The sequence below is a fragment of the Streptomyces sp. NPDC002754 genome (assembly GCF_053592315.1).
The window spans coordinates 15,046-28,667 of the sequence record NZ_JBSFVM010000050.1; the positions used below are offsets into that span (position 1 = coordinate 15,046).

At 70.9% G+C, this 13,622-nt stretch carries 14 protein-coding genes; 9 read left to right on the forward strand and 5 right to left on the reverse strand.

The features are described 5' to 3' along the window. Positions 1 to 47 precede the first annotated feature (47 nt). On the forward strand, positions 48 to 1,172 hold the full coding sequence (disA, locus tag ACWD2L_RS39240; protein ID WP_351341942.1) for a DNA integrity scanning diadenylate cyclase DisA: 1,125 nt from the start codon (positions 48 to 50) through the stop codon (positions 1,170 to 1,172). A 103-nt stretch (positions 1,173 to 1,275) separates the two neighbouring features. Here the strand turns inward: disA and ACWD2L_RS39245 are convergent, their stop codons facing one another. After that, on the reverse strand, positions 1,276 to 2,091 hold the full coding sequence (locus ACWD2L_RS39245) for a hypothetical protein (RefSeq protein WP_351341944.1): 816 nt from the start codon (positions 2,089 to 2,091) through the stop codon (positions 1,276 to 1,278). A gap of 186 nt (positions 2,092 to 2,277) precedes the next feature. Between ACWD2L_RS39245 and ACWD2L_RS39250 the strand changes: the two genes are divergently transcribed. From ACWD2L_RS39250 to cseC, 6 genes are all read left to right on the forward strand, one after another. Next, a complete protein-coding gene (locus tag ACWD2L_RS39250; RefSeq protein WP_351341946.1) occupies positions 2,278 to 2,967 on the forward strand; it encodes a phosphatase PAP2 family protein in 690 nt (229 codons plus the stop codon). Positions 2,968 to 3,501: 534 nt separating this feature from the next. Continuing rightward, positions 3,502 to 4,401, forward strand: coding sequence for an HhH-GPD family protein (locus tag ACWD2L_RS39255; RefSeq protein WP_351341948.1), 900 nt, complete (start codon positions 3,502 to 3,504; stop codon positions 4,399 to 4,401). 174 nt (positions 4,402 to 4,575) lie between these two features. Further along, positions 4,576 to 5,127 carry a SigE family RNA polymerase sigma factor gene (locus ACWD2L_RS39260; RefSeq protein WP_351341949.1) on the forward strand — a complete coding sequence of 184 codons (552 nt, stop codon included), beginning with the start codon at positions 4,576 to 4,578 and terminating at the stop codon, positions 5,125 to 5,127. Positions 5,128 to 5,180: 53 nt separating this feature from the next. Beyond that, a complete protein-coding gene (locus ACWD2L_RS39265) occupies positions 5,181 to 5,825 on the forward strand; it encodes a hypothetical protein (protein ID WP_351341950.1) in 645 nt (214 codons plus the stop codon). A 36-nt stretch (positions 5,826 to 5,861) separates the two neighbouring features. Then, complete coding sequence (gene cseB, locus ACWD2L_RS39270) at positions 5,862 to 6,590, forward strand: two-component system response regulator CseB (protein WP_351341964.1); 729 nt, start codon at positions 5,862 to 5,864, stop codon at positions 6,588 to 6,590. A gap of 22 nt (positions 6,591 to 6,612) precedes the next feature. Further along, positions 6,613 to 8,061: a two-component system sensor histidine kinase CseC gene (cseC, locus tag ACWD2L_RS39275; protein WP_451193598.1), complete on the forward strand. Its 1,449-nt coding sequence runs from the start codon at positions 6,613 to 6,615 to the stop codon at positions 8,059 to 8,061. A gap of 13 nt (positions 8,062 to 8,074) precedes the next feature. Here the strand turns inward: cseC and ACWD2L_RS39280 are convergent, their stop codons facing one another. Then, complete coding sequence (locus ACWD2L_RS39280) at positions 8,075 to 8,656, reverse strand: TetR/AcrR family transcriptional regulator (protein ID WP_351341952.1); 582 nt, start codon at positions 8,654 to 8,656, stop codon at positions 8,075 to 8,077. A 202-nt stretch (positions 8,657 to 8,858) separates the two neighbouring features. On the opposite strand from ACWD2L_RS39280, the gene ACWD2L_RS39285 reads away from it, so the two are divergent. Further along, positions 8,859 to 9,557 (forward strand): SDR family oxidoreductase, encoded by a 699-nt coding sequence (locus tag ACWD2L_RS39285; protein ID WP_351341954.1) that lies wholly within the window; start codon positions 8,859 to 8,861, stop codon positions 9,555 to 9,557. A gap of 142 nt (positions 9,558 to 9,699) precedes the next feature. On the opposite strand, the gene ACWD2L_RS39290 is transcribed toward ACWD2L_RS39285, so the two are convergent. Next, complete coding sequence (locus ACWD2L_RS39290; RefSeq protein ID WP_351341956.1) at positions 9,700 to 11,334, reverse strand: MDR family MFS transporter; 1,635 nt, start codon at positions 11,332 to 11,334, stop codon at positions 9,700 to 9,702. Positions 11,335 to 11,465: 131 nt separating this feature from the next. Here ACWD2L_RS39290 and ACWD2L_RS39295 point away from each other — a divergent pair, with 131 nt between their 5' ends. After that, complete coding sequence (locus ACWD2L_RS39295; protein WP_351341958.1) at positions 11,466 to 12,047, forward strand: TetR/AcrR family transcriptional regulator; 582 nt, start codon at positions 11,466 to 11,468, stop codon at positions 12,045 to 12,047. A 22-nt stretch (positions 12,048 to 12,069) separates the two neighbouring features. Here ACWD2L_RS39295 and ACWD2L_RS39300 read toward each other — a convergent pair whose 3' ends face one another. After that, the gene (locus tag ACWD2L_RS39300) at positions 12,070 to 12,777 is read right to left on the reverse strand and encodes a M23 family metallopeptidase (protein WP_351341960.1); all 708 of its coding nucleotides are present in this window, start codon (positions 12,775 to 12,777) and stop codon (positions 12,070 to 12,072) included. A gap of 586 nt (positions 12,778 to 13,363) precedes the next feature. Next, a partial coding sequence (locus ACWD2L_RS39305; protein ID WP_351341962.1) for a transposase occupies positions 13,364 to 13,622 on the reverse strand: 259 nt, incomplete at its 5' end.

The following is a 13,622-nucleotide window of genomic DNA, read 5'->3' on the forward strand; positions in this document are numbered from 1 at the left end:
ACCCCGAGCCTCAGGGCACCCCAAAGTCTGCGATCCGGAGGAGTGCAGTGGCAGCCAATGACCGGGCGGCAACTCCCGGCAAGTCCGGCGGAAGCTCCGGTGCGGACAGTCTCATGCGCGCCGCGCTGAGCGCCGTCGCGCCCGGAACCGCCCTGCGCGACGGCCTGGAGCGCATCCTCCGTGGCAACACCGGAGGCCTGATCGTCCTCGGCTCCGACAAGACGGTCGAGTCGATGTGCACGGGCGGCTTCATCCTCGACGTGGAGTTCACCGCCACGCGCCTGCGCGAGCTGTGCAAGCTCGACGGCGGCATCGTGGTCTCCTCGAACCTCGACAAGATCCTGCGGGCCGGCGTCCAGTTGGTGCCGGACCCCATGATCCCCACGGAGGAGACCGGCACCCGGCACCGCACGGCGGACCGCGTCTCCAAGCAGGTCGGCTACACCGTCGTGTCAGTCTCCCAGTCGATGCGCCTGATCGCGCTGTACGTGGACGGGCAGCGCCGCGTCCTGGAGGACTCGGCGGCGATCCTGTCCCGCGCCAACCAGGCCCTCGCGACTCTGGAGCGCTACAAGCTGCGCCTCGACGAGGTGGCGGGCACGCTCTCCGCCCTGGAGATCGAGGACCTGGTCACGGTCCGGGACGTCTCCGCGGTCGCGCAGCGCCTGGAGATGGTGCGCCGCATCGCCACGGAGATCGCCGAGTACGTCGTCGAGTTGGGCACCGACGGCCGGCTTCTGGCGCTGCAGCTCGACGAGTTGATCGCGGGCGTCGAGCCGGAGCGCGAGCTGGTCGCGCGGGACTACGTGCCCGAGCCCACCGCCAAGCGCTCCCGCACGGTCGCGGAGGCGCTGGTCGAGCTGGACGCGCTCAGCCACGGGGAGCTGCTCGAACTGCCGATAGTGGCACGGGCCCTGGGCTACACCGGCTCCCCCGAGGCGCTCGACTCGGCGGTGTCCCCGCGCGGATTCCGGCTCCTGGCCAAGGTGCCGCGCCTCCCGGGCGCGATCATCGACCGGCTCGTGGAGCACTTCGGCGGCCTCCAGAAGCTGCTCGCCGCGAGTGTGGACGACCTGCAGACGGTCGACGGGGTCGGTGAGGCGCGGGCCCGGAGCGTTCGTGAGGGCCTGTCGCGGTTGGCGGAGTCGTCGATCCTGGAGCGGTACGTGTAGCTCCGCTGGTTGGCCGGGTGATCGATTGCGTCACCCGGCGCGCGGTTCGGGGCTCTGCCCCGGACCCCGCTGGCTCTCGTCCGCAGTGCGGGGCTTAAACGGCTCAGTCCTGCTTGAGGACGAACGACGCCTGCGCCTCCGGAAGTTGCGCCGCCTTCACCTCGACCAGGTACGTACCCGGCGACGCAGCTCCCGCCGAAGGCGTCGCGCACTGCGGCGCGCTCGGCCGCAGATCCCACGTGTAGTCACGCTGCACCGTGCCGCCCGCGGGGGCCCGCAGCACCATGCTCCCCGCGCCCGCCGGGCAGTCGTCGGAGGACCAGAACGGCTTGTCGGCCTCCGCCTTGGTGATCGTGACCACCGCGGTCTTCGGACCGAGGTCGACCTTGCAGGACTTGTCCGCCGTGTTCTTGGCGACGAGTTGGAGCTTCGGCTTTTCCCCGGGCGCGTACGAGTTGTGGACGCTGCGCACCTTCAGGGTCACGCCGCCCGCCGTGCAGTCCGGGAGGCTGGAGCCGGCCGGGACCTGGTCACCGGAGGACGTGCCCCCGCTGCCACCACTGCCGCCACCGTCACCGGAGTCGCCGCCCGCGGCATCGTCGGAACCGCCGGAGCCCGCACCCGAACCCGAACCGCCGGAACCCGAGCCCGACCCCGAGCCGCCGGAACCGCCCGACTCGTCGCGGCCGCCGGGGTGTTCGCTGATCGCGGGCCCCGTGCCGGAGGGCCCCGGCGTGATCGACTCCGTCGGACTCTTGCCGCCGGAGCCACTGGCGCCGTTGTTCCCACCGCCCCCGCCCATAGTGACGATCCATACGATCAGCAGGGCGAGCAGCGCCACCACGGACAGCAGAACAACCCTCCGTCGCCAATAGATGGAGGAGGGAAGCGGCCCGATCGGATTGCGCAGAGATCCCACGCCCCAAACCTTACGAGAGATCGGGCCGTTGTCCGGCGCTACCCGCCGCCTCGACCCTCAAGTTTTCCGGATCATCATCACGCGCGGGCCGCCGAACGGGCTTCCGGACCCCTGTCGATCGTCGGGTGGGGCCCACGACCGTCGCTGGATGTGGCAGCTCTTGGGTATTGCATACTGTCCGTCACCATGGGAACTATCGACTCCGACCTCTATCGCGGCATCACCGATTTCGCCCACGACACCCCGTCGTGGTTTCAGCACCTCATGGAGGTGTGGACGGAACTGGGACTGCTGCTGTTCGCCGTGCTCTTCGTCGTCGCCTGGTGGCGGGCACGGGGCAACGACCCGAGGGCACTCGCCGTCGCGGTGCTCGCGCCGCTGGGCACCGCGGTCGCGTATGTGATCAGCGAGGTGGTCAAGTCGGGGATCGACGAGGAACGGCCCTGCCGCGCCGTCTCGGGCGCCCTGCCGTCCCTGATCGACTGCCCGGTCTACGGAGACTGGTCCTTCCCCTCCAACCACGCCACGATCGCCGCCGCCGCGGCGGTGGGCCTCGCGCTGGCCTGGCCGAAGATCGGCTGGTTCACGGTGCCGATGGCGCTCCTCATGGCGTTCTCGCGCGTCTTCGTAGGCGTCCACTACCCGCACGACGTCGCGGTGGGCCTGCTGCTCGGCACCCTCGTCGCGTTCCTCGTCGTACGCCTTCTGACGCGGCCGGGAGCGCGGGTGACCGAGGCGATGCGGGGGTCGGGGAACGGGCTCGTGCGATGGTTCGCGGGGCCGGGGCCGGCGGGGGCCGGGTCCGGGCGCGGGTCCGGTCGCGGGCGCGGCTCGGCGCCCGAGGGCCGCTCACGACGGGGCTCGCACCGGCGCTGAACCTTCCGCTGCCACAGGTGGGCCCACCTCAGGCACAACGCCGCCACCCGTTACGACCGGAGCCGCCCCACCTCGGGCACTCCGCCACCGGGTCCGCCTCCTCACCCATTGCGGCGGGCAACCCCCGTCTGGGGCACACCGCGGCCAAGCCCACCCCACCCGTTGCGGTCGACCGCCACTGCCTTGGGCAATCTGCCGCCTGGGGCGGCAGGGTGGGCAAGGCGGCGCACGGTGCCGCGCAACGAACAAGGGGCGCCGGCCCGACTCTGCACCCGGGCCCCGGTCGGGCCGAGCCCCCGGAGGGGGCGGGCGGGAGACGAGCACGCCCCGGCACAGCCGGTGCCGCTCAACGGAAACGACAGGCGCCGCCCCGGCACAGCCCCCACAACCCCGGCCCCCGCAAACGAAACCCACCGGCGCCCCGTGCGCCGCAACGAAACCCACCGGCCCGGCCCCCGGCCCCCCGCGCAACAGAACCGCCGCCCACCGCGATCCCCCGCCCCGGCCCCCGCACATGGCAGGATCGGATGTGCCATGACTGCGCTCACGAAGAACCCCGAGAACGCCGATCTGCACGCACCGGTCATCGACTGGTTCACCGAGCACGCCCGCGACCTCCCCTGGCGCCGCCACGACGCGGGCCCGTGGGGCGTGATGGTCAGCGAGTTCATGCTCCAGCAGACCCCGGTCAGCCGCGTGCTCCCGGTGTACGAGCAGTGGCTCGCCCGCTGGCCCCGCCCCGCCGACCTCGCCGCCGAGGCGCCCGGCGAGGCCGTCCGCGCCTGGGGTCGGCTCGGCTATCCGCGCCGCGCCCTGCGCCTGCACGGCGCCGCCGTCGCCATAACGGAACGGCACGGCGGCGACGTACCCACCGGCCACGCGCAGCTCCTCGCGCTGCCCGGCATCGGCGAGTACACGGCGGCCGCCGTCGCCTCGTTCGCGTACGGGCAGCGGCACGCGGTGCTCGACACGAACGTGCGGCGCGTGTTCGCCCGCGCCGTGGCCGGCGTGCAGTACCCGCCGAACGCGACGACCGCCGCCGAGCGGAAGCTGGCCCGCTCCCTGCTGCCCGAGGAGGAGGACACCGCCGCCAAGTGGGCCGCCGCCTCCATGGAGTTGGGCGCCCTGGTGTGCACCGCCAAGAACGAGGAGTGCCACCGCTGCCCGATCGCCGCGATGTGCTCGTGGCGGCTCGCGGGCAAGCCCGCGCACGAGGGCCCGCCGCGGCGCGGCCAGACGTACGCCGGCACGGACCGACAGGTGCGCGGCAAGCTGCTCGCCGTGCTGCGCGAGGCCGTCGACCCGGTGCCGCAGCCGGTGCTCGACCGGGTGTGGGACGAGCCGGTGCAGCGGGCCAGGGCCCTGGACGGCCTGGTCGACGACGGTCTGGTGGAGCCGCTCGCGGGCGGTCTGTACCGGCTTCCGCAGGGCTGAGCAGGGCGCGCCGAAAAGCCGCGGCCGGCTTCGTTACACAACCGACGGGTAGTCGTGCGTTACCCGGTGGCCGGAACGGACAACGCCGTGACAACTCCTCCGTAACTTCTTCCTCGTAACCGCACACAACCTGTGCGGCCCACGGGGATTGCGGGAAGCGGGAGGCAGTTGATCATGGCGCACGCCGGTGAGGTGCTCGGGTTCGAAGAGTACGTGCGGACGCGGCAGGACGCCCTGTTGCGCAGCGCCCGGCGTCTCGTGCCCGACCCGGTCGACGCCCAGGACCTGCTGCAGACCGCGCTCGTACGGACGTACGGCCGCTGGGACGGCATAGCGGACAAGCGCCTGGCCGACGCGTATCTGCGCCGCGTCATGATCAATACGCGGACCGAGTGGTGGCGGGCGCGCAAGCTGGAGGAAGTGCCCACCGAGCAGCTCCCGGAGTCCTCGGTCGACGACTCGACGGAGCAGCACGCGAACCGCGCCCTGCTGATGGACGTCATGAAGGTGCTCGCTCCGAAGCAGCGCAGCGTCGTGGTGCTGCGACACTGGGAGCAGATGTCCACAGAGGAGACGGCCGCCGCTCTCGGAATGTCGGCCGGAACCGTGAAGAGCACGCTGCACCGGGCCCTCGCCCGGCTCCGTGAGGAGCTGGAGAAGCGGGAGCGCGAGGAACTGGCCGGCCGCGCGCTCGACGTGAAGGAGCGGGAGCGTTGCGCGGCCTAGGCATACGTGCCTCTGGGATTCGTACGTCCCTGATGCGGGGGCGTTCCGCCCTGATGCGGGGAGTGAAGGCGGGGAGCGCGGCGATCGCCGGGCTCGCCGCCATCGGGCTGTTCGCCGGTGTCCTCGCGGCGTGCTCGACCGGAGGCACCGGCGCCCGTGACGAGGGCCCGGCCCGCACGGACCCGGTCGGTTCGACGGCGGCGGGCAGCGCGAGTCCCTCGGCCTCCGCCTCACCGAGCGCCCCGAGCTCCGCCCAGGCGGTGCGGATGGTGAAGAGGGACCCGAAGGTCGGCGCGGACATCAAGCGCGACCTGAAGCCGTGCGTGGCGGACGAGTACCCGGTCGACGTGAGCTACGGCACGCTGACGGGCAGCTCCCGCAGCGACGTCGTGGTCAACGTGATGACCTGCGGGGACGCGGTCGGCATCGGCACGTACGTGTATCGCGACGAGGGCGGCACGTACAAGAATGTGTTCAAGGACGAAGAGCCCCCGGTGTACTCGGAGATCGACCGAGGTGATCTCGTGGTCACCAAGCAGGTGTACGAGAAGGGCGACTCGGTCGCCTCACCGTCGGGCGAGGAGGTCCTCACGTACCGGTGGGGCGGGCACGCGTTCACCCAGGAGAGCCGCACGCACAACGATTACAGCAACGCGGTGGACGGGGAGAGCGCGGCACCTTCGGACGACGGCGGCTGAGACAACACGTGGTGGAGGAGAGAACGGATGGCCGGCATGGGCGGTGAACGCAAGGGCGAGCCGACGCACGTCCTGTTCGTCGAGGACGACGATGTCATCCGCGAGGCCACCCAGCTCGCCCTGGAGCGCGACGGTTTCGTGGTGACCGCGATGCCGGACGGGCTCGCGGGCCTGGAGGCGTTCCGGTCGGACCGGCCGGACATCGCGCTGCTCGACGTGATGGTGCCGGGCCTCGACGGGGTCTCCCTGTGCCGCCGCATCCGCGACGAGTCGACGGTTCCGGTGATCATGCTCTCCGCGCGCGCGGACTCCATCGACGTCGTGCTCGGCCTGGAGGCGGGGGCCGACGACTACGTGACGAAGCCGTTCGACGGGGCGGTGCTCGTGGCCCGGATCCGCGCCGTGCTGCGCCGCTTCGGGCACGCGGGTGGCGCGGCGGCGGCCTCCGGCGCGGCCGAGGAGAGCCCGGCGCCCGACCACGGGGAGCTGCGCTTCGGCGACCTGGAGATCGACACGGACGGCATGGAGGTCAGGAAGGGCGGGGAGACGGTGGCCCTGACGCCCACCGAGATGCGCCTGCTGCTCGAGTTCTCCTCCGCGCCCGGCTCCGTACTGTCCCGCGACAAGCTCCTGGAGCGTGTGTGGGACTACGGCTGGGGCGGTGACACCCGCGTCGTCGACGTCCATGTGCAGCGGCTGCGTACGAAGATCGGCCAGGACCGCATCGAGACGGTCCGCGGCTTCGGCTACAAGCTCAAGGCCTGACCGGGCTGATGGGACAGCGCATATGAGAAGGGGGACCACGCAGACCCCGTCGGAGACGGCCGTACCGGCGCCGCGCGCCACGGCCGCTGCCAAAGGCTCGGGCACCGGGCGCTCCGCGGGTGGCGTGCGGAAGTCCGCCCGCTCCTGGATCCCGCACGGTCTGCGGACCGGCGTGCGCTGGAAGATCAGCGTGGCCATCGCCTTCGTGGGCGCCCTCGTCGCCGTCGCCCTCAGCCTCGTCGTGCACAACGCGGCCCGCGTCTCCATGCTGGACAGCGCGCGGGACGTACAGGACGAGCGGATCCAGTTCGTGCAGCGGCAGTACGAGGCGCGCGGCGGCAATCTGCCCGTCGGCTTCAAGGTGGACGATCCGCTGCTCCCGCCCGACCTGCGCGCGAAGGCCCGCGAGGGCCGCCGCGTCACCTACGTGTCGGAGTCGGCCGGCGGCGTGCCCGACATCTGGGCCGCGGTCCCGCTCGGCAACGGCGGGATCCTCTCGGTGCACACCCGGTTCGCCGACCGCAGCGCCACCGTGATGAAGGACCTCGACAAGGCGCTGCTCATCGGTTCGATCTCCGTCGTGCTCGGCGGCAGCGCGCTCGGCGTCCTCATCGGCGGCCAGCTCTCCCGGCGTCTGCGCAAGGCGGCGAGCGCGGCCCGCGATGTCGCGGCCGGTCAGAGCGACGTCCGCGTCCGGCGTGCCATAGGCGGTGTCGTACTCGACGAGACGGACGATCTCGCGCAGGCCGTGGACGCCATGGCCGACGCCCTGAAGCAGCGCCTGGAGGCCGAGCGCCGGGTCACCGCCGACATCGCGCACGAGCTGCGCACGCCGGTCACCGGTCTGCTCACCGCGGCCGAACTGCTGCCTCCGGGACGGCCCAGCGAACTCGTCAAGGACCGTGCGCAGGCGATGCGTACGCTCGTCGAGGACGTCCTGGAGGTGGCCCGGCTCGACAGCGCCGCCGAGCGGGCCGAGCTGCAGGACATCATGCTCGGCGAGTTCGTGGAGCGCCGGATCGCGGCCCGCGCGGGCGACGGCGTCAGCGTCCACGTGATCCACGAGTCCGCGGTGACGACGGACCCGCGCCGCCTGGAGCGCATCCTCCTCAACCTGCTGGCCAACGCCTCCAAGCACGCCCGCCCGCCCATCGAGGTCAGCATCGAGGGACGGGTGCTCCGGGTGCGCGACCACGGGCCCGGTTTCCCGGAGGAGCTCCTGGAGGCCGGTCCCAGCCGCTTCCGCACCGGCGCGGCGGACCGCGCGGGGCACGGGCACGGCCTCGGTCTGACGATCGCGGCGGGCCAGGCCCGGGTGCTCGGCGCGCGCCTCACGTTCCGCAACATCCGCCCGCAGGGAGCGGACCACGACGCCCCCGCGGAGGGCGCCGTGGCCGTGCTGTGGCTGCCGGAGCACGCCCCGACGAACACGGGGAGCTTCCCGATGGTGCGGCTGCCGGGCGGCAAGTGAACCCCGGCTCCGGTCAACTCCCCTGTCGTACGAGGGAGTCCGCGAGCCGAATCGCTTCCGACTCCCCCAACGGGGCGTGCCCCAGCAGGAACCGGTACCAGAAGACTCCGTAGACCTGATCCACCATCAGTTCCACGTCGCAGTCGTCCGCCAGCTCACCGCGCTCCCGACCCCGCTCCAGGACCTCGCGCAGCGCGGCCCGCCGCGCCCCCGTGAACTCCCGCATCAGATCGGCCAGATGAGGATCGTTCGCGGCCTCCCGCACGAGCGTGCGCAGGGCCGGGGCGACCGGGTCGCGCTGGGCCCCCGCGAACGTCGCGGCGACCACCGCCCGCAGGTCCCCGCGCAGCGCGCCGGAGTCGGGAGCGGGCACCTCCGCGTCGGCGCGGTCCGTGAGCGCGTCGAGGAGCACCGCGCCCTTCGAGGGCCACCACCGGTACAGCGTCTGCTTGCCGACGCCCGCCTCCCTCGCGATGGCGTCCACGCTCACCGCCGCGCCGTCCGCGTCCGCGAGCAGCCGCAGGGCGGCGTCGAGTACGGCGCGGCGCGCCTCCTCGTTGCGTCGGCGTCCGGTGTGGGCCCGCTCAGGGGGCATGCGACTCACCTTCTCCGCTTCTCCGTAAGGGAGTTCCGGCGGCCTTTTCGTCGGAAATCTCTTGACGAGACTCTCGGTCTCGGTAACACTCACCCTATCGAGACCGACGGTCTCGTCAACCACCCAGGGGACCCCGGGACCAAGCGGACAGGGTCACCATGACTGCTGCAACACCCTCCGGCACACCCACCCACACCTCGTCATGGGCGGCAGCTCCGGCATCGGCGAGGCCACCGCCGCGCTGTTCGCCGCACAGGGCGCCGAGGTCACCATCACCGGCCGCGACCACGGCAAGCTCGACGAGGCGGCAGCGCGGATCGGCGGCAAGACCACCACGTACCGCATGGACGCCACCGATCAGGGCGACATCGAGGCCTTCTTCGCCACCACGGCGCCCGTGGACCACCTCGTCGTCGCGGTGAGCGGCGCGGCGGGCAGCGGCCCGTTCGCCGACCTCGACCTCGACGACCTGGCGCACGGCTTCGACGCCAAGTTCTGGCCCCACCTGCGCATCCTGAAGGCGGCGCTGCCGCGGCTGACCGAGCACGCGTCGATCACCCTCATCACGGCGGCCTCGGCCCGCGCGGCCTTCCCCGGCACCTCGGGCCTGGCCGCGATCAACGGTGCGCTGGAGTCGATGATCCCGCCGCTCGCCGTGGAGCTCGCCCCGCGCCGGATCAACGCCGTGTCGCCCGGCGTCATCGACACCCCGTGGTGGGGCCGGGTCCCCGAGGAGCAGCGCAAGGAACTGTTCGCGGGGCTCGCGGCGACCACCCCGGTGGGTCGCGCAGGACGCCCCGAGGAGGTGGCGCAGGCCATCAACTCCCTTGCCACGAACGGGTTCCTGACGGGAGTGGTACTGGACTGCACCGGCGGGGCGAACCTGCCGACCGGCCGCTGAACCGCACGTCCCACATGAACTGCCGCGCAGGGCAACTCAGCCACCCGTCGGCCCAGCTCTCACGGGCGACGACGACACACAGACGGAGCGGTCCCCGGCACCGTAGGGCACCGAGGACCGCCCGAACCGACCGGAGCCGGGGTCAGCCGGACTTCGCCACGGCCTCATCGCTGGGCACCGCGTCCTCGGGGGCGGGGGTCGGCGCGGCCCCCCGCAGCACGACCTCCTTGACGAAGACCGCCGCGAGAAGCGCGCCGAGTGCCACCACGGAGCCCAGCAGGAACGCGGAGTGCGTGCCGGAGGAGACCGCGAACTGGTAGGCGTCCCGCGCCTGCTCCGGCAGCTTCGCCAGGCTCGCCGCGTCCAGCTGCGCCGACTGCTCGGTGATCTTCCCGCCGAGCGCCCCGGCCCGCTCCGCCATGACGTCCTGCACCCGGTTGTTGAACAGCGCGCCCATGATGGCGACGCCGAACGAGGACCCGAGCGTACGGAACAGGGTCGTAGAAGAGGACGCGACGCCCATGTCCTTCATCTCGACGCTGTTCTGCGCGACCAGCATCGTGATCTGCATCAGGCAGCCCATCCCGGCGCCGAGCACGGCCATGTAGAGCCCGGACGTGAACCGCGAGGTCCCGGTGTCCATCTGCGCGAGCAGGAACAGACCGACGATCATCAGGACGCTGCCCGCCACCGGGAACACCTTGTACTTGCCGGTGTTGGTGGTGACCCGGCCCGCGATCAGCGAGACGACCATCATCGCGAGCAGCATCGGAAGCAGCAGCAGACCGGAGTTGGTCGCGGACGCGCCCTGCACGGACTGCTGGTACAGCGGCAGGAAGAGCACCGCGCCGAACATCACGAAGCCGGTGACGAAGCCGATCACGGACATCAGCGTGAAGTTCCGGTTGCGGAAGATGTGCAGCGGCACGATCGGTTCGGCGGCCCTGGTCTGCGAGTACACGAACCCGACGAGCGCGGCGACGCCGATCCCGATCAGCTCCATGATCACGGCGGAGTCCCAGGCGTACTCGCTCCCGCCCCACGTCGTCACGAGCACGATCGAGGTGATGCCGACGGTGAGCAGCGCGGCGCCCAGATAGTCGATGGACCCCCCGGACCGCTTCTTCGGCAGATGCAGCACGGCGGTGATCGCCACGAGGGCGAGGATGCCGAGCGGAATGTTGATGTAGAAGGCCCAGCGCCAGCCGAGGTGGTCGGTGAGGGTGCCGCCGACGAGCGGCCCGCCGATCATGGCGAGCGCCATCACGCCGGCCATCATGCCCTGGTACTTGCCCCGCTCACGGGGCGGGATCAGATCGCCGATGATGGCCATGACCCCGACCATCAGTCCGCCGGCGCCGAGCCCCTGCACGGCCCTGAACCCGATCAGCTGCCCCATGTCCTGGGCCATTCCGCTGAGCACGGAGCCGACCAGGAAGATCACGATGGAGGTCAGGAAGGCGCCCTTCCTGCCGTACATGTCGCCGATCTTCCCCCAGATCGGCGTGGAGGCGGCGGTCGCGAGCGTGTACGCGGTGACGACCCACGACAGGTGCTCGAGCCCGCCCAGCTCGCCGACGATGGTGGGCATCGCGGTGCCCACGATCATGTTGTCGAGCATGGCCAGCAACATGGCGAGCATCAGCGCGAGCAGCACGACCCGCACGCTGCGCGGCTGCTTCACCTGTTTCTGATCCGACTTCTGATCCGGTTTCCGATCCGACTTCCGTCCCGGCTTCTGATCCGATGTCACGGGCCGCGCCGCCGCCTGTGTCATGGTCCCCACTCCCCCTGCGTCACCCGGGACTTACTTGTCGCCCGGCTAGTTACCTACAATGGGGAAAGTAGAGCGCCAACTAGCCGGGCGTCAAGTAAGTTTTTTACCAAGGGCACGAGAGGCAGCAGCCGATGGTCACGGGCAGCAGTAAGCCGCAGCGGCGCCGCGGGGACACCCGCCAGCGCATTCAGGACGTGACCTTGGAGCTCATCGCCGAGCAGGGCTACGAGAAGACCTCGCTGCGGGAGATCTCCGAGCGGCTCGGTGTGACGAAGGCCGCGCTCTACTACCACTTCAAGACCAAGGAAGACATCGTCGTCAGTCTGTTCACGGACCTGATGAGGCCGATCGACGACGTGATCGCGTGGGCCGCCGAGCAGCCGCCGACGCTGGGGGCCAAGCTCGAGATCCTCGGCCACTACTCGAACGCGCTGGCCGACGCCGCCCCGCTCTTCCGCTTCATGCAGGAGAACCAGGCGACGATGCGCGAGCTGAGCATCGGCGAGAACTTCAAGGAACGGATGACGTCCCTGCTCGGCCATCTGCTCCCCGAGGACGTCACGCTGACCGACCGGGTCCGCTGCTTCAGCGCGCTGTTCTCGATGCACGCCGGAATGTTCGTCCTCAGAGACGTCGAAGGCGACCCCGAGGAGAAGCGCAAGGCCATCCTCGAGGTCGCCTCCGACCTGGTCACCCGGGCCCATCACAGCTGACGGACCGGTGCGGTGGGCGTCGTCAGACGCTCACGCCCTCCTTCTTCAGGAAGGAGACGGGGTTGATCGCCGAGCCGTAGTCCGCCGTCTTGCGGATCTCGAAGTGCAGGTGCGGACCGCTGGAGTTGCCGGTGTCGCCGGACTTCGCGATGTGGTCGCCCGTGGTGACGGTGTCGCCGACCTTCACGTCGATCCGGGACAGGTGCGCGTACTGGGAGTACGTGCCGTTGCCGTGCTTGATGACGATGGCGTTGCCGTACGCGGGGCCGTCACCGGCGCCGTTGCCACCGGCCTTGACGACGGTGCCGCTGTGCGCGGCCATCACGTCGGTGCCGGTCGACACGGCGAAGTCCTGGCCGGAGTGGTGGCCGCTGGCCCACATGCTGCCGCCCTGCGAGTAGCCGGCGGAGAGCTCGTAGTGCTTGACCGGGTCGATCCAGGACTTGGCCTTCTTCTCCTCGGCGGCCTTCTTCTTGGCCTCGGCCGCCTTCGCCTTCGCCTCGGCCTCCTTCTTCGCCTTCGCGGCGTTGTCGGCGGCCTTGGCCTGCGCGGTGGCCTGGGCCTCGACGGAGCCGGCGGCGATACCGGGGAGCGCGGTGGCGTCTGCGGAGTCGGCGACCGCGGCCCCGGCCCCCAGCAGCGCCGAGACTCCGAATCCGGCGGCCACGACGGCAGCCCGCTTACGGAGCATCGACGTACCGGGGCGGTGGGACTGGGTGCGCTTCGACATATGGGCAGACCTTTCGAACTGGGACATGAGGGGGCCCGGCGCACTGCCTCGTGCTGCCGGGCCGGCCATCCCTTGGTAACCCCGCCCCCCATCGACACCCAAAACGCCCATCTACGACATCTCCTCGTAGACCCGCCCCGGAAACGGTCCGGGACGTCCGACGACCCGGCCGGGACGAACGTCGTCCGATTTATGCACTCATCCCGGGTTTAACCGCACTTCATCGCCGTACGCCCGAGCCGCGCACGCCGACCGCGCCACCCTCCACACCGAAACGGACAAATCACCGAAACCCATCAGCCACGTAACAGCACGGCAAACCAACCCACGTACCACTATTTCCGTTAGTACGTGATCCACGTCCTGTGCGGCATGTCACCGACCGACAAGATCCAACCCCCTGCGGATGTGACCGGGGCTACCGCGATTCATTCGCAGTCCCCCGGCGTTCACGCCGGGGGTGGAGCCAATCAGCTGCTGCGATGCGGAGCGTCGCCGATTTTTGTACGGCGGAGCCGGACACCGCGGTTCTTCAGCCGCGGTGCGGAGCGCCGCGAAGGCTGGTCCCGGCGGAGCCGGGTAGTGCTCACACCGGCCGGTTCTGCTGCTCGATGTACTGGCGGACCACCGACAAGGGTGCGCCGCCGACGGTGCCGGCGAAGTAGGAGCTGGACCATAGTTTGTTTGCCCGCCAGTAGTGACGGACCAGGTCGGGGAACTCCGGGCGGAGACGGCGTGAGGAGACGCCCTTGGGGCGCCGTTCCCGAAGGCCGCCGAGCTGTCGCAGAAACTGATCACCCAGGCCAAGCAGACCGCCGAGCGGTCCTGGCTGGGCGAGGTCTCCT